The 14713-nt window shown below is 68.6% G+C and carries 13 protein-coding genes and 2 pseudogenes; 10 read left to right on the plus strand and 5 right to left on the minus strand.

The window, feature by feature from the left end; all coding sequences use genetic code 11:
• Nucleotides 1-128: 128 nt before the first annotated feature.
• From ACWDAS_RS36470 to ACWDAS_RS36485, 4 genes are read left to right on the plus strand one after another with little or no spacing between them, the layout of a single operon-like run.
• Nucleotides 129-854 (plus strand): flavin reductase family protein, encoded by a 726-nt coding sequence (locus tag ACWDAS_RS36470; RefSeq protein WP_450399497.1) that lies wholly within the window; start codon nt 129-131, stop codon nt 852-854.
• Between the two features lie 8 nt (nt 855-862).
• Complete coding sequence (locus ACWDAS_RS36475; RefSeq protein ID WP_450399499.1) at nt 863-1984, plus strand: alpha/beta fold hydrolase; 1122 nt, start codon at nt 863-865, stop codon at nt 1982-1984.
• 30 nt (nt 1985-2014) lie between these two features.
• Nucleotides 2015-2908, plus strand: coding sequence for an alpha/beta hydrolase (locus ACWDAS_RS36480; RefSeq protein WP_450399500.1), 894 nt, complete (start codon nt 2015-2017; stop codon nt 2906-2908).
• Between the two features lie 19 nt (nt 2909-2927).
• Nucleotides 2928-3716, plus strand: a complete 789-nt coding sequence (locus tag ACWDAS_RS36485) for an enoyl-CoA hydratase/isomerase family protein (protein WP_450399502.1) — start codon at nt 2928-2930, stop codon at nt 3714-3716.
• Nucleotides 3717-4101: 385 nt separating this feature from the next.
• On the opposite strand, the gene ACWDAS_RS36490 is transcribed toward ACWDAS_RS36485, so the two are convergent.
• Nucleotides 4102-4602 carry an HIT family protein gene (locus ACWDAS_RS36490; protein WP_450399503.1) on the minus strand — a complete coding sequence of 167 codons (501 nt, stop codon included), beginning with the start codon at nt 4600-4602 and terminating at the stop codon, nt 4102-4104.
• A 140-nt stretch (nt 4603-4742) separates the two neighbouring features.
• Between ACWDAS_RS36490 and ACWDAS_RS36495 the strand changes: the two are divergent.
• Nucleotides 4743-4961, plus strand: a pseudogene (locus ACWDAS_RS36495) (hypothetical protein); the annotation flags it as partial.
• On the opposite strand, the gene ACWDAS_RS36500 reads toward ACWDAS_RS36495, so the two are convergent.
• Nucleotides 4947-5819 (minus strand): arylamine N-acetyltransferase family protein, encoded by an 873-nt coding sequence (locus tag ACWDAS_RS36500; protein WP_450399506.1) that lies wholly within the window; start codon nt 5817-5819, stop codon nt 4947-4949. The pseudogene ACWDAS_RS36495 and the gene ACWDAS_RS36500 overlap by 15 nt on opposite strands.
• A gap of 926 nt (nt 5820-6745) precedes the next feature.
• On the opposite strand from ACWDAS_RS36500, the gene ACWDAS_RS36505 reads away from it, so the two are divergent.
• From ACWDAS_RS36505 to ACWDAS_RS36525, 5 genes are all read left to right on the plus strand, one after another.
• Nucleotides 6746-7267: a hypothetical protein gene (locus tag ACWDAS_RS36505; protein WP_450399509.1), complete on the plus strand. Its 522-nt coding sequence runs from the start codon at nt 6746-6748 to the stop codon at nt 7265-7267.
• Between the two features lie 3 nt (nt 7268-7270).
• A complete protein-coding gene (locus tag ACWDAS_RS36510) occupies nt 7271-9532 on the plus strand; it encodes a M48 family metallopeptidase (protein ID WP_450399511.1) in 2262 nt (753 codons plus the stop codon).
• 442 nt (nt 9533-9974) lie between these two features.
• Nucleotides 9975-10847, plus strand: coding sequence for a hypothetical protein (locus ACWDAS_RS36515; RefSeq protein WP_450399513.1), 873 nt, complete (start codon nt 9975-9977; stop codon nt 10845-10847).
• A 405-nt stretch (nt 10848-11252) separates the two neighbouring features.
• Complete coding sequence (locus tag ACWDAS_RS36520) at nt 11253-11627, plus strand: hypothetical protein (RefSeq protein ID WP_450399515.1); 375 nt, start codon at nt 11253-11255, stop codon at nt 11625-11627.
• A gap of 63 nt (nt 11628-11690) precedes the next feature.
• A complete protein-coding gene (locus ACWDAS_RS36525) occupies nt 11691-12233 on the plus strand; it encodes a GNAT family N-acetyltransferase (protein WP_450399518.1) in 543 nt (180 codons plus the stop codon).
• Here ACWDAS_RS36525 and ACWDAS_RS36530 read toward each other — a convergent pair.
• The 3 genes and pseudogenes from ACWDAS_RS36530 to ACWDAS_RS36540 all read right to left on the minus strand — a co-directional run.
• Nucleotides 12220-12345, minus strand: a pseudogene (locus ACWDAS_RS36530) (IS5 family transposase); the annotation flags it as partial. The gene ACWDAS_RS36525 and the pseudogene ACWDAS_RS36530 overlap by 14 nt on opposite strands.
• A 188-nt stretch (nt 12346-12533) precedes the next feature.
• Nucleotides 12534-13379, minus strand: coding sequence for an MBL fold metallo-hydrolase (locus ACWDAS_RS36535; RefSeq protein ID WP_450399521.1), 846 nt, complete (start codon nt 13377-13379; stop codon nt 12534-12536).
• A 377-nt stretch (nt 13380-13756) separates the two neighbouring features.
• Complete coding sequence (locus ACWDAS_RS36540) at nt 13757-14458, minus strand: SDR family oxidoreductase (RefSeq protein WP_450399524.1); 702 nt, start codon at nt 14456-14458, stop codon at nt 13757-13759.
• Nucleotides 14459-14713 lie beyond the last annotated feature (255 nt).

Below are 14713 nucleotides of genomic sequence, written 5' to 3' on the forward strand. Positions count from 1 at the left end.
AGGGACTCGGTCCCCCGCGCCGGCACTGGTCTTCGGTCAGCGCCGCCGCACGAGTCGCTCCTCCGGCAACGGCCGTACCGCGCGCGGCGCGGTCCACGGGCCGCGCCGCAATCAACGGAGGATCTCCGATGATCATTGACACTGCGGAACTCGACGCCGCTCACGCCTACAAACTGCTGATCGGAAGCATCATTCCGCGCGCCGTGGCCTGGGTCAGCACGGTGTCCGGCGAGGGCGTGGCCAACCTGGCGCCCATCTCCTTCTTCACCGCGGTCGGGCGGAAGCCGCCCATGGTCTCCCTGACCCTGCAGCCGCAGGCCGACGGCGTCACCTTGAAGGACACCTTCGTCAACATCCGTGACACCGGCGAGTTCGTCACCAACCTGGCGACCCTGCCGCAGGCTCAGTCCCTGCACGATTCGGCGTTCGCCTTCGCCCCGGACGTGGACGAGTTCGAGGCGCTCGGCCTGGGCAAGGAACCGTCGGAGGTGGTCCGTCCACCGCGGGTCAAGGAAGCGCCGATCTCCTTCGAGTGCGTCGTCGACCGCATCATTCCGGTCGGCGACGACGGAGTCGATCACGTCGTGTGGGGCAGGGTGGTGCGGATCCACGTCAGGGACGACCTCTACCTGGAACGCGGGCGGATCGACACCGCCGCACTCCCGGCCGTCGGCCGCCTCGCCGCCGAGTACACCCTGGTCGACAACGTCTTCACCACCCCTTTGGACCAGGAACTGCTCGCGACCCGGCGCGGTCGGCGGATGCAGCGCCTGGACGCACGGGCGGCCGACTGGTCCCCCATCGACACCCAGGACTGGTCCGCCTCCGGGGCGACGTCCGCCCCCGGAAAGTGAGCACGCCGATGACGACAGAGCGGATCGGGACCACCGACGTGCGCTTCCGCCGCCGGGGCAGGGGTGACCGCGCCCTGGTGTTCGTCCACGGCTTCCTGGACGACCAGTACGTCTGGGAACCCCTGACCGCCGAACTCACCACCGCCGGCGTCGAGTACGTCACGCTCGACCTGGCCGGCTGCGGCGACCGCACCGCGGCAAGCGGGCCGTTCGGCTACGACCGGTTCGCCGACGACGTGGGCGCCGTCGTCGACACCCTCGGCAAGCCCTTCGTCATCGTCGGTCAGAGCATGGGGGCTGCTGTGGCCGAACTCGTGGCCGCCGAACGGCCCGAGCGTGCTAGGGGTCTGGTGCTGCTGACTCCGGTTCCGCTGGCCGGCACACGGCTGCCCGAGGCGGAACTCGACCGTTTGGTGGTGAGCGCGGGACGCATGCGTCCTGCGGTCGTCCACGACTTCGCCGACTGCTGGAACACCGGTCACCCGGCGGGCGAGCAGCCGAGCCGCTTTTCCGGGCCGGTGCTCATCCTGCGCGGCGAGGAGGACGGGTTCGTCACCGAGGAGGTGGTCAGCGGCAAGGTTGCGCCCCGGTTCCCCTCGGTGGAGTCGGTGTCGGTCGGCGGGGGCGGGCACTGGATCCACCTCGAGCAGCCGGCCGAGGTCGCCGGCCACCTCGACCGCTTCCTGGCCACGACGCTTCCGTCCGGGGGGAGCGCCCCGCCGGGGACCGTGACCCCGCAGGGCTGGACCAGCGCGTTCGCCGAGAAGTCGTCCGCGGCGTTCGGCCAGGCATTCGCCCCGGACGTGGTGCTGGAGGCGAGCGTGCTCACCCGCCCCATCGAGGGCCGGGACCAGGTCAAGAGCGTGATGGGTGCCGCGAGCGGCATCTACGAGTCCCTCGCCTTCACCCAACAGGCCATCAACGGGTCCCGGACCTACCTGGAATGGGAGGCCACCGCCTTCGGGGGTATGCGGCTCGACGGCGTGACCATCCTGACGAAGGACGAAAGCGGGCGGATCGTCCGGGCCGCCATCCATCACCGGCCGCTGGGCGCGGTGCACCGGTTCTCCGCGGAACTGCGGACACGGCTGCACGGCGTCGTCGAAGCCGATCATTTCCACCAGGGCTGAGCCCCGGTTTCACCAAGGAGGTTGTTGTTCATGGTCCAGCGCACGAACGTCGAGTTCACCGCAGACGGCGGAGTCACGCTGCGCGGCTGGCTCTTCCTGCCGGACGGGCCCGGCCCGCATCCGGCGATCACGATGGCCCACGGCTACGCGGGGGTCAAGGAACACGGCCTCGAGCCGTTCGCGCGGACCTTCGCCGAGGACGGATTCGTCGTGCTGCTGCACGACCACCGCACCTTCGGGGCCAGCGACGGCGAGCCCCGGCAGGACGTCGATCCCTGGCAGCAGATCGCCGACTGGCGGCGGGCCATCTCCTACCTGGAAAACCGGCCCGAGGTCGACGCCGCCCGCATCGGCCTGTGGGGCACCAGCTACGCCGGCGGCCACGCCATCGTGCTGGGCGCGACCGACCGCCGGCTGCGCGCCGTGGTCTCACAGGTGCCCACCATCAGCGGTTTCGAACAGGGGCAGCGGCGCGTCGCACCGGACGCCGTCGCGGGCCTGGAGGAGTCCTTCGCCCAGGACGAGCGGGCACGGTTCCGCGGCGAGGCGCCGCACACCGTGACCATCGTCAGCGGCGACCCGGCCGTGCCCGCGTCCTACCGCACGCAGGAGGCCATCGACTTCTACCTCCAGCCCAAGCCCGCCGGCGTGTGGGAGAACGAGGTCACCGTCCGCTCCACCCGCGCGGCCCGCATGTACGAGCCCGGAACCTGGATCACCCGGGTCTCCCCCACGCCGCTGCTGATGGTGGTCGCCCTGGGCGACACGGTCACCGTGACCGACCTGGCCCTGGCCGCCTACGAACGCGCCCTCGAACCCAAGCGGCTGCAACTCATCCCCGGCGGCCACTTCGACCCCTACGTCGCCCAGTTCGACCAGGCGAGCACCGCCGCCCTCGCCTGGTTCCGCGAACACCTCGCCTGAGCAACCCGAAGGAAGCCCCATGCCGCACCTGACCTACTCCATCGACGACAACCTGGCCACCCTGGTCCTGAGCCATCCGCCGCAGAACCGCATCGACCCGCAGATGGCCGGCGATCTCGCCGAGGCTCTGGAGGCCATCGGCCACAGCGGCGCCCGGGCAGTCCTGGTCCGCGCCGAAGGGCCGGATTTCAGCTTCGGCGGTGACATCGTCGACTGGCCGGACGCGGACACCCGGGAACTGCGCACCCTCTTCGAGAGGTACATGCAGGTCTTCAACCAGCTCGAGCGGCTGCCGATGCCGGTGATCGCCGCCGTGCACGGACTGTGTTTCGGCGGCGGCCTCGAACTCGCCCTCCGCGCCGATGTGATCTTCGCCGCCGAGTCGGCCCGCTTCGGCCACCCCGAGCAGACCCTGGGCGTCGTCACACTGCTCGGCGGCATCTACCGCGTCGCCGAACGGGCCGGACGCGCCCGCGCCTCCGAATGGGCCCTCACCTCCGAACAGGTACCCGCCGCCGTCATGGCCGACGCCGGCGTGGTCAACCGGGTCATCGCCGACGACGCCCTGCTGGAGGAGGCAACGGCCTTCGCCCGCAAGGCCGCCAAGGGCCCCACCCGCGCCTACGCCGCGCACAAGGCCCTGCTGCGCGCCTGGGCCGTCGGCGGAGTCGCCGCGGCCGACGAGGCCATGTTCGACATCGCGATGCCGCTCTTCGAGACCGAGGACGTCAAGGCCGGTCTGGCCTCGGCGGTCAAGGCCTTCAAGGCCGGACAGCCGCGACCCGCCCTGGACTTCGAGGGCCGCTGACACCGCCTTGGTCCACCGGCCCGGGCGCAGCACCTCGACGAGGTCGTCCTCGGGGTCGGCGAGACAGACGAAGCGGACTCCGGGTCGCCGTGCCGAAGCCGGTGCGGAGACGGTGCCTCCGCCGTGGGCGGCTGCGGTGGCAAGGGCGGTGTCCAGGTCGTCGGCGGTCAGGGCCCAGTGGAAGAAGGAGGGCAGGCCATCCGTGCCGCACTGGCACCGCGGCCGCATGGTCCTCGTCGGCGGCCAACGCCACGGTGCCTGACGGAGGCCGGTCCACGAACGGTACCCCGGCCTCCATCACGAAGGCCCCGCTCCCGGAGACCTGCCACCGCTCCCCCGGGCAGCTCCATTCAACGCGGCGCGGGTCGCGTCACCGTCGGTGCGGTCATAGTGCTCGCGGTACCTCGTTACTGTGCCGTACACGCAGTCGTTCGACCATCGCGGCGGCTTCGGCTTCGCCTCCGCGAGGAGCATCCGGCCATTCGTCGACTCTTTGCCACCAGTAGTCACGGGGAGTCCCGGGGTATCGGGGCAGGAGGTGGACATGCAGATGGGGCACGTTGTCTCCGATGACGGCGGCGTACACGTGCTCGGCGCCGCCGGCCTCACGTAAGGCGCCGGCGGCTCGGGCGCACCACAAGCCGACACGCTGAGCTTCCGCATCGCTGAGATCACCGAGACCGCCGGCATGCCTGCGGGGTTCCACCAGGAGATGGCCGAGATAGACCGAGCGTGCACCACCGGGAGCTCGCGGGGACAGATGTGAGACGACCACCAGGTCGTCCATCCATACAGCCCCTCCAGGCATCAGCGAGTCATCACAGTGCTTCCGGCAGACGAAACAGTCGCTCGCTGTGACTTCATCCGTCATGGAACCCTCCCCCATCTCCCCCGCGCCGGCTGACCTGCCGTCAGGATAGTGTGAAAGGCTTTTGGCATGTCCCGGCCTTCCCGCACCACGGTTACCGGCGTGGGGGGACGTCCCCGGCCAGCAGCACGGTGGCCACCCGCCGGAGCCTGTCGTACCACGAAGCAGTCCTGCACCGGCTCGACGACGCGGGCCTGGTCGACGTGACCCGCGTCGTCCTGGACTCTCCCCCTGACTGCGCCAGGGGTACCCCCACCCACGTCCGGGCCAAAGGGGGCGAACACACAAGTCCGAGCCCCGTGGACCGGGGCGTCCGGCCCGCCGCGCCAGGGAACCTGCGGCTCCCCTGCGCTGACCTGGTGTCAGACGGATTGCCCGGCGGCTCGGCCCGCCTGCCAGGCCTCATGAGCGGCGCGTACCTTCTCCCACAAGGCGGTACGCTCCGCAGGGTCTATCTCGACCAGGGTCATGCCGAAGGTACCGGCCAGGACGCGGAACCACTCGTCGGCGGTGGACAGCTCCCGCTGCGTGCGGCCGGTGCCGTCGGTGCTGCTCAGCACGCACCCCCGGAGGTGGTCGAAGCCGTTTGCGCGGCGGCGCATCACCGAGGCGACGCGCACGAGCCGCGAGTCGTCCGGCGAGGTGAACGTCGCCGCGTGGGACTCGGCGAAGTCGGCCGGTGCAGCGGGCGCCAAAGTGAAGTCCATCCCCGCGAAAGCGCCGCGCTCGTCGTGGTCAAACCGCCAGCCGCCCGGCTCAACCTGCGACGGCCGCAGCCGGTAGGTGAAGGGCCCCTGCCGGTAGCTGCCGGCGCGCAGAGGCATCGGCTCGTACAGCGCGTCACCGAAGCCGACGTCCACGACCCAGGTCTGGCCTTCGCAGTCCACGGTGAGCACGAGGTGTCCGCTGGTGGCGCCGGGCGACTGTGAGCCGGCGTCCGATTGCACCCCGCCCCGGTGCAAGGTGACGTCGTAGCCCAGCGCGGTCAGCAGAGTGGCGAAGGCGCCGTTGAGCTGGTGGCAGCACCCGCCGCGCCCGAGCAGGATCCTGGCTATCGACTCGTGAGGGTCCACGGTCGTCGGCCGACCCAAGTGGACCTCCAGGGTCTCCCAGGGCACTCGCTCGACGTGGGCCCTGTGCAGGGCCTGCAGACCCGCGACCGAGGGCTTGCGGTGCTCGTCGAGAGAAAGGCCGAGACGCAGCAAATAAGATCCGACGAAAGGCTCAAAAGGCATGATCGGAATATGACCTCAGCTAATTGAATCAACATTATTACGGGCGCCCCGAAGGCCGCTGCAGGCACGTTCGTACAGCCAGGCGGCACCCCAGCCGGGTTCGCGCGTCTGCCGACAACGTCCGCCTGGCCGAAGGCTTGCGATCACGCGCGGCGACATTCGGTCCAGCTGACGACAGTCGTGACAGAGGGAACCCACCCCCGTTGCGAGCATATGCTCTCATTCGGAGGGTGGCAAGGTTTCAGCGACTTGACCACTGCCGCCCGGGGTCCCATCCGAAAGAGCCGTGTGCCGTGCGAACCGGCAGTGGACAGCAGCGACGAATCCGGCTCTGAAGATCTGCCCGGCAGCAGGCCGACCCCGCCACCGGGAGTGGCGGAGGTGCGAGCCACCTGCGAGCAGGAATGTGACCCATCGCCGGCACTGGCCTCTTCCGGCCTTGCCCCCAGAATGGGACCACTGCTCATAGCTGGGCCGGCCACCGTAACAAGCGGCGGCCCGTGTGGCAGGTCCCGCAACATGCGTCCCTCGTGTGGACACGCGTGCGTGTGTGCGTCAACGCATGCTTCTCCGATGCCGGATGAGGCGCTCTCCGGAAGGCAGAGCAGTCATACCCCGAAGCAGCTTCCGGCCGGACAGGGTCCCGGTGAGGATCCGCACCGCCTTCACCGCATCCGCGTACGGGGTGCCGAGGGTCACCGGTGACCGGGCGGTCTGCCGTCCCCCCAGCACCTCAAGGTCATAGCGGGTGACCAGACCGCCCGGGGAGTGGCGGACGAAGCCACCCGAGGTTCCTCCTCGTCACCCGCGGCGTGAGGCCGGGGAACTCGACGCAGTGGCGCTGGGTCTGTGCTGTGTCGCGGGTACCTACTACGGTGGAGATCGTTGCTGAGGGATGAGGGCGGGTCGCTGGTCGGGGGCATCTGATGAGGCAGGAAAACGAGAATGCGTTGGCGACGCGGCTCGCCCGCCGCGCCGTGGAGGCGACTGCGCCTGAGGAGCTGCCGCAGTTCGCCATGACGGCATCTGCGTTCCACAGGGCATCACCGCGGAATCGGCTGCTGGTCGACGAGCGTGACGAGCCGTTGGGTATCGGGCTCGAGGCGATCACGGCACTGATCAGCACCGGTGCGCTCGCAGCGGCTGTCAAGGTCCTCGACAACCTCACCGATCGGTGGACCGACCGCGCCATTGACGTCGTGCAGCGCAGGTTCGTCCCACGGCTGCGTCGAAGGGGTGCCGAGATCACGACCGCCGACGTGGCGGCGATGCGGCTGTCGGCAGAACAGTTGACTCAGGTGCGCCGGGTCGCGGTGGAAACCGCCATGCGAATGCGAGTCCCCGAGGCGCAGGCCCGGTCGATCGCGGACGGGATCGTGGCGGAATTGGTCACTCTGGCTTCGGGAACACCTTCCCCTGGGGAGGGCACGCCTTCGGACGGTGAATGACCGTTGACGACTCGGTACGCGCAGGGCAGATCCACGGGAGGTCTGGCGGATCTGCCGTCCGGCACCACGGTGCGCTTCGTCATGCTCATTGCAGTAGTGGTCGTGATTGCCGCGTTACTGGTGAGCGGGGCATCGTCCATGATCTTCACTTCAGTGCATGTGACCGATACGGTCGATTTCTACGACTGTGTCGCGCGTGCGACGTCGGAAGCGGCGCGCCGGCACGATGTTGACTCCGGCATCGGCATCCCGCCCTTGTTCGACATCGGCTGCTCCGATCCTCGCCGCCAGACAAGCTGGGTGGCGCCTGCCGCTTCCTGGACCTGCCTCCTGCTGGTCATCGGTTGTGTCTACGTATGGCTGCCGCGCTGGCGAACCCGGCGGCGCGGATACCTTCCGCTGACCGGCATGCCGGAACTCTCGCACTACCTTGACGATCTGCTGTGCGCATCAGGTGCGGTTCCCCGGGTCACATTCCTGACGAATCCCCTCAACGCGCGTATCAGCGCGCTGGCGTTCGGGCGGGTGAGAGGGCGGCGCGTGGTGTTGAGCGGCGGACTTCTCAGACTGTTCACCCTTGACCGTGACGCGTTCCGTACCGTCGTCCTGCACGAATTCGCACACATCCGCAACCGCGACTTGGACATCGCCTTTCTCACCTTGATCGTGTGGCGCATGTTCGGGCCCCCGCTACTGGCCATTTCGGCACTCGCTGCGCTGGGCAGCACCCAGGCCGGAACGATACCGGCCGCCGAACGGGCGGCCTTTCTCGTCTACGGGGTAGCCGTGGCCCTCTTGGCGGTGCTGGTCACCCTGCTCAAGAACGCGGTTCTGCGCAGCCGTGAGCTATATGCGGACGCACGCGTGCGGTCCTGGGAAGGATCTGCCGAATCCCTTCAGCGGTTGTTCGCCCGCTACAGCCGGCCGTTCGCATCCCCTGCCGGAACTCGGCTCGTCATGCTGCGGGTCCATCCGCCACTCGCTCTGCGTGTCAGGGCGCTGGACGACGCTGGACTCCTGCTCGGCTGGGGTTTCCAGGACATGTGCACCGTGGGGATCACGACGGCGTTCCTGTGGGACATGGTGCAGCTCGGACCCGTCGGTGGTGGCAGCCAGAAGGGTTTCGCCTGGGAAGCGGTCGCCTCCCTGATCGCTGCCGCTTTGCTCGTCGGTGCGGTCGGGGCGACGTTGTGGGGGGTTGCCGCCGACTCCTCAGGACACGGTCCCCCGGCCGACCGCCCCACCCGGATTCGCGTAGGACGGGCCGGCATCGGCGTCGGCCTGGGCCTGTGTCTCGGATGTCTGCTCTCGCCTACCGGAGCCTCCAGCTTCGTGATGGTGGGCGATGGAAGAGAGCTGACGATGATCGTCCCATTCGCCGGGGTGATGTGCCTGTGCGGGTGGGCCCTGTCATGGTGGCTGATGCTGCTGGCCCGCACCTGGACGCCGGTCCTGGTTCGCAACCGCCACCCGCGACTGATGTTCTATGCGCTGCTGGGGGTCTGCACCGTCGGTCTCGCCCCGTCCTTCGACTTCCTCATGCGTCTGCCGTCCATGGCAATGTACGCGGCATCCTTCATCGCTCCGTCACGTCCGCCCGCACTGGTCTTTCTCGGGGACCTCGGCTTCCTGATCGCGGGCACCTCGCAGAGCGTCCTGGCGCCACTCGTGCTCACCGCAGCGTCGATGCCGCTCGTCGGACACCACGTCACATGGCGCCGAGGCAGACAGCACACCTGGACGCAGTTCGGTCCTCCCAGGTGGACCGGCAGTCTCATCGTCCGGTTCGGTCTCCCCGCAGGCCTGGCCGCGGCCGTAGTCGGCGAGGTGCCACTGCTCCTCGGCGAGCCGATCTCCGCGTGGTCGCTGTTCGCGCTTGTCTGGGGCGCCCAGATTCTCGCTGCCCTCTGGGCCGGAAGCGGCTATGCGCCGTTCCCCCTGCCCCGTGGGCTGCTGGCGGCGTACAGCGCGGGTGTACTCGCGCTCGTCGGCTGGTTCGTTCTGAGCGAGGCGCTTTCCCCGCACTGTGTCCTCGGCACGGGCCCCTGCCACCCGTACCCCAGCGTCCCCCAGGCCCACCTGGCGGTGTGGGGGGCACTACCAGGAGCCGTGCTGGCCTGGGTGCTGCATGCGATATTCCTCGCCCTCAGGCATCGCCTGAACCGTCGGCCCCGAACGGGCACTTCCCGCACACCGGCCGACCTGAACAAGCGGGTAGACCCGGGAAATCCCCCTGGAGCGACCGACCGGTGGGGAGACGGCTGAAGGTGCAGGACACGCTCCGGCCTCACAGCACCCGGGTCGGAGCCCGCTTCAGTGGTCCCGCAGCGGGCGCAGCAGCATGGTGGTCCAGGAGCCCATCGAACAGGTCGGCGAGCCAGGCGGTGAGGCCGCCGGGAGGTCCGGGGGTGTCAGTGCCGCGGCCGCTCAGGGAGGTCGGGCAAGCCCGCGTCCAGCACAACGCACCCGATGATGACCCAGCTCGCATGGCCGCGCAGTCCCTTCCCGTACCTCAGCCTCGAGTGCCCAGCCGTGCGGCATTTGGCGTCCCACTCCTGCCCGTGCTGTTCGCCTACACCGCTCGGGACCCCATGGCTCCTGATTTATCTGCATTCCTTGCGATTCACGCCCAATGGGTGCCGCAGTGATCGCGGGCCGACCGTTGCTGTACAGTCCGCGCTTCCGCCGTGACGCAAGGAAGAGGTCCATGAGTACTCGCCGCCTGACCGCCGCACTCGTTCTCCCCCTCGCGCTGCCGCTCGCCGCCTGCGGCGCGGAGACGGGGTCTGCGCAGGCCGGCGCCGGGAGTCCTGGGGCGACGTCGTCCGTCGAGCCGTCCCCCGAAAGCCCCAAGTCGCCGGAGGACTTCCTCGACCTCGCCGAGGCGGCGATGGCTGGCGAAAGCGGATGGACCTTCTCGGTCACGGGCAGCGAGGGACTGACTCTTCAGGGACAGCGGAGCGCTGCCAGGTATCGGGCCACGGTCCACCGGGGTACGGACCCCGAGGCGTTGCACTCCGAGGGAGTCAGCACCAGTAGCAAGGGGACGAAGAAGAGCGAGGAGATCTACGTCGTCGACGGCACGGCATACGTCAAGGAGGACGGTGCGGCGTGGAAGCGGGCACCGGCTTCCGACCCCGAGATGGAGAACAAGACCGAGGACCCGGTCGCGGCCATCGAGGAGTTCAGGCGGTACGCGCAGGCCGCCGGCGGTGGCGATGTGAAGCTGACCGAGACAGGCGGTACGGTCGAACTCCGGGTGGCCGGCGGCAAGCAGAAACTGGCCGCCGTCAAGAACCGGGCGTGGGCGAAGAAGGCGCGGCGGGAGTTCGACCCCACGGCCGAGCAGTTGCGCAAGGCCGGTGTCCCAGTGAACGCGGACCAGCTGACGCTGTCCCGGCTGGAGGAGGTCCTGGTCCTGGATGCGGCGACATACCGGGTCAAGAGCCACCGCTTCGAGTTCGGGATTCTCGTCCCGTATACGGGCGGCGGGGACATCGCGTATGAGCAGGATGTCCGTGAGGACAACCAGGGCGCGTACACCGGGCGGATCGAGCTGCCCGCCGCCGTTGGTGCATGATCACTAGGTGGAGCCCGGCCGGCTTCTCATGAGGTCAGTCGGGCTGGCGGTCCCCTTGGACGTGGCGCTGAGTGCTGCAGAGGCGTAGACACGGCCCTCACCTGTGATCACGCCGCCACGATCTGCTTCTCGCTCCGGATGTGATCCTTCCGGCAGAACTCAAGCATCACGGGAAATGCGCTGGGCCTCCGCGCCGAGTGGGCAGGCCGGGCGGCAGCCATGAGCGCGCCGACCGGCGTTGTGCACGCACACGATCAGCACCGACGCCGCGGCGCATCCGAGCAGCGGGTGAGCTGTGACAGGTCGTACGGACAGGGAGTAGCAGTGGTAAGAACTGGCGAGGCATCGGCTCGATCCTGGCGCCGGCATGGCACAGCCGCCCTGACCTCAGCCGTGTTCCCTGCGGTGTTCGTGCAGGCGACGCTCATCGCGAACTGGCACGTGGAACACCCGGTGTTCGTACCCGGCGACGACTCACCTGGTATCGCCGCCAACGCAGGGAACCTTCTCGCTGTTCCGATCTTCGCCGCTGCTGCCGTCGCCTGCCTGCTCTTCCCTGCCCTCTGGGGGATCACGGTGTTCCGCACATGGAGGGGCCTGGCAGCGAAGGGTCTGCCGGTGTTCTCCACCGTGCTGCAGGGGGTCGCTTTGCTGTTGGCCCTTCCGGCCGCCACCACCCTGCCCCACAGCTGGGCCTACGTGGCAATCCTCGTCGCCGCGGAACTGGTAGCACTGTGGGCGTCGTCCGAAGGCCGCACTGCTCGTGCCGGTCAGGCCTAAGGCGTGTATCGAAAGTGCCTGATGAGGATGGTGGAGAGCCCATTTGTGATCCAGAATGATCGGATGGTCACGCTTGAGACTCCCCGTTTGATCCTGCGTCGCTGGCGCGAGGAAGACGTTGCGCCCATGGCTGCCGTCAATGCCGACCCCGAGGTCATGCGGTGGATCCGTGACGGCAGCGTCCGTGACGAACAGCAGACCCGCGACGGGATCCAGGCATGGGAGCGCGAGTGGGAGTCACAGGGCTTCGGCCTGTTCGCCGTGGAGATCCGGTCCACTGGCGAGCTGGCCGGGTTCACCGGTCATTCGGTGCCCAACTTCTTGCCGGAGGTACTGCCGGCGGTTGAGGTCGGCTGGCGGCTGGGACGTTCCCACTGGGGGCAGGGCTTGGCCACCGAGGCCGCTGCGGCCGCTGTACGGTTCGGGTTCGAAGAGCGGGGGCTGGAGCGGATCGTCAGCATCACTCAAGTGGGCAACCACGCCTCCGAACGGATCATGATCAAACTGGGGATGCATCCGGTCCGTGAGACCGTCAATCCCACCTGCGGTCGGCGAGTACGGGTGTTCGAGTTGTCGTCGGACCAGTACGTCCCAGCCACTCGTTGACGGCGGCAACGAGGACGGCGGCCTCGTAGCGGACCGCGAGTTTGTCGTACCCGGTGGCCACGGCTCGATGTCTCTTGAGGCGATTGATGCCGCACTCGACCGCGTGCCGGGCCCATGCCGCCGTTCGCATCGATGGTGGCCCGGTGCCCGGTGGCGTGGTAGTGACGGGATCCCGTCACCCGGTGGCGGCCACCCCGATCCCGGGGATCGCCGGTTGGGACCGAGTGACGGGTCTCCGACGGGCGGTGAGCCGACGGTCGGTTACCGCTGCGGCCGCTGTGCGCGGTCACCAACTGGAGGTCACGAGTAGAGTGCGACGGCTCCACCCCACAGAGCGCCCGGGTTCAGGCGCTCGGGGAACCGCTCCAACATGGCGTTGAAGAAGCTGAGAGCGCTGTCGTGCTGGAGGAGCAGCTCGTCGACGGTGTCGAGGTACTGCCTGGTCTCGTTGATGATGCGAGTGGCGTCGTCGTCGAACTCCTTGTTCTTGTGTCCGGCGACGATCCAGCGGGGCCTGAGGTCTTCGACGATTCCGATGGCTCCGCGCCACGCGTCCAGGCCACCATGCCGGGCCTCGACCAGAAACTGGTGCACGCCGTTGTAGAGCACGTCGCCCGCGACCACGAGGTCAAGTTCAGGGACATGCAGGACGCTGGTGTCGTCGGTGTCGCTGTGGCCGGCTTCGATGATCACCAACTCATGGCCTTCAAGCGTGAACCGGTTGTCGGGCACAGTGACGGCCGTGACCGGAGCGTCCGGAATCTGACCGGGGAAAAGCTTGTCCCAGAAGCCTGGCCGGATCGACACGTTGTGGTGCATCTGCTTGATCGTCCCGGTCGTCGCCACGACCTGGGCGCCGAATCGCTCGGACAGGACACCGGCGGTGAACCAGTGGTCGCCGTGACCGTGGGTCACGAAAATGTGGGTCAGGTTCTTGCCGCTGACCTCGATCCACTTACCGACGGCCTCGACCTGAGCGGAAGTCATGGGCGGGTCGACGAGCACGGCGTCACGCTCGCCGTGAATGAGCGTGACGGACAGGGGCGAGAACGTCCGGCGGTCGCCGTTGGGGACGAGCTCGGGAACGCTCAGAGGGATCGGGTCGGCGATGAAGACTTCATATGCGAGTGCGCTGTTTGCAGACATGGCACTACCTCCTGTTGATGAGTGATCTATGGATCGGCGCACTGGTGCCACAGGGCCGAATGGGCATGACGGGCGAACAACGTGGCGTGGTCCACGAGCCGGCCGAATACACAAGTTGAGTGGCCTCGGCGCATCCGACGCGAGCAGACAGCAACGAGAGCCCCCTACCACGCGTCACGCCGCCGCTGTTCCTGTACCGCAGACGGTGAAGCGAGCGGCGCATTGCTGCACAACGGCGCCCTCACCAGGAACGACGAGCTCCTACCGGCCGAACCGAAGACGCGGCGCAAGATCTCGGCACGCAGCCCAGGACGGCCACCGCGCCCCAAGCAAGCTCATCGATCGCGCCCGCGGTCGTCGCGGCGGGGCGATTCCACTCAGCCGGCCAGTTGCGGGTACAGGGCTGCGGGGTCGGCTGCCAGACCCGCCTTCACCTGGCGGGAGAGCTCGTCGGCCAGAACTTCGTAGGCGTCGGACTCGATGCCGTCCAGCGCCTGCTCCGCGACGCTCTGCGGCGATGTCTTCGGGGAGTCGATGTGTGCCGCCAGGTCGGTGTCGACGTACCCGACGTGCAGCCCGGTGACGGTGATGCCGCGCGGCTTCAGCTCCAGGCGAAGTGAGTTGGTCTGGGACCACAACGCGGCCTTGGAGGCGCTGTAGGAACCGGAGAGCGCGAGCCAGGACAGGACGGAGTGCACGTTGAGCACGTGGCCGCCGCCGTTGGCCTCGATGATCGGGACGAGGGCCCGGGTCATCTGCAGGGGACCGTAGAAGTTGGTCTCGAACTCGCGGCGGACGTCGTCCACCGGGGAGGTCAGGAACGATGCCCCGATGGCCGCGCCGGCGTTGTTGATCAGGACGGTGACGTCCTGTGCCTGTGCCGCGACGGCGGCCACGGCCGCGGGGTCGGTGACCTCCAGGGCCAGCGCGACCGCGTCGGGGTGGGTGATGCTCCGGGGGTCACGGGCGGTGGCGTAGACCTTCTTGGCGCCCCGGGCGTACAGGGACTCGACCAGGGCCCTGCCGATGCCTCGGCTGCCTCCGGTGACGAGAACGGTCGAACCTGCGATTGCGGTCATGAATCTGCTCCCAGAGTGACGGCCGACGGTGGAAACCGATCGGTTTCCACGACTGTAAACCGATCGGTTTCCTTTCGGCAACACCAGGCGTAGGCTGACGCTCATGACCTCCAGCGCACTCGCCGCCCCCGGGCCCGCCGCGGCGGCGACGGCCCCGACTCGCGAGCGGCTGCTCGACGCCGCTGCCGAGCTCTTCTACCGGGAAGGCGTCAACATCGGCGTCGAGGCGCTGTGCCGGGCGGCTGGGGTCTCCAA

Source organism: Streptomyces sp. NPDC001070, assembly GCF_053598835.1.

Excerpts from the sequence above, each read along its gene's own strand:
- ACWDAS_RS36470 (WP_450399497.1), top strand. The coding sequence starts at position 129 with ATGATCATTGACACTGCGGAACTCGACGCCGCTCACGCCTACAAACTG.
- ACWDAS_RS36475 (WP_450399499.1), top strand. The coding sequence starts at position 863 with ATGACGACAGAGCGGATCGGGACCACCGACGTGCGCTTCCGCCGCCGG.
- ACWDAS_RS36480 (WP_450399500.1), top strand. The coding sequence starts at position 2,015 with ATGGTCCAGCGCACGAACGTCGAGTTCACCGCAGACGGCGGAGTCACG.
- ACWDAS_RS36485 (WP_450399502.1), top strand. The coding sequence starts at position 2,928 with ATGCCGCACCTGACCTACTCCATCGACGACAACCTGGCCACCCTGGTC.
- ACWDAS_RS36490 (WP_450399503.1), bottom strand. The coding sequence starts at position 4,602 with ATGGGGGAGGGTTCCATGACGGATGAAGTCACAGCGAGCGACTGTTTC.
- ACWDAS_RS36500 (WP_450399506.1), bottom strand. The coding sequence starts at position 5,819 with ATGCCTTTTGAGCCTTTCGTCGGATCTTATTTGCTGCGTCTCGGCCTT.
- ACWDAS_RS36505 (WP_450399509.1), top strand. The coding sequence starts at position 6,746 with ATGAGGCAGGAAAACGAGAATGCGTTGGCGACGCGGCTCGCCCGCCGC.
- ACWDAS_RS36515 (WP_450399513.1), top strand. The coding sequence starts at position 9,975 with ATGAGTACTCGCCGCCTGACCGCCGCACTCGTTCTCCCCCTCGCGCTG.
- ACWDAS_RS36525 (WP_450399518.1), top strand. The coding sequence starts at position 11,691 with ATGGTCACGCTTGAGACTCCCCGTTTGATCCTGCGTCGCTGGCGCGAG.
- ACWDAS_RS36535 (WP_450399521.1), bottom strand. The coding sequence starts at position 13,379 with ATGTCTGCAAACAGCGCACTCGCATATGAAGTCTTCATCGCCGACCCG.
- ACWDAS_RS36540 (WP_450399524.1), bottom strand. The coding sequence starts at position 14,458 with ATGACCGCAATCGCAGGTTCGACCGTTCTCGTCACCGGAGGCAGCCGA.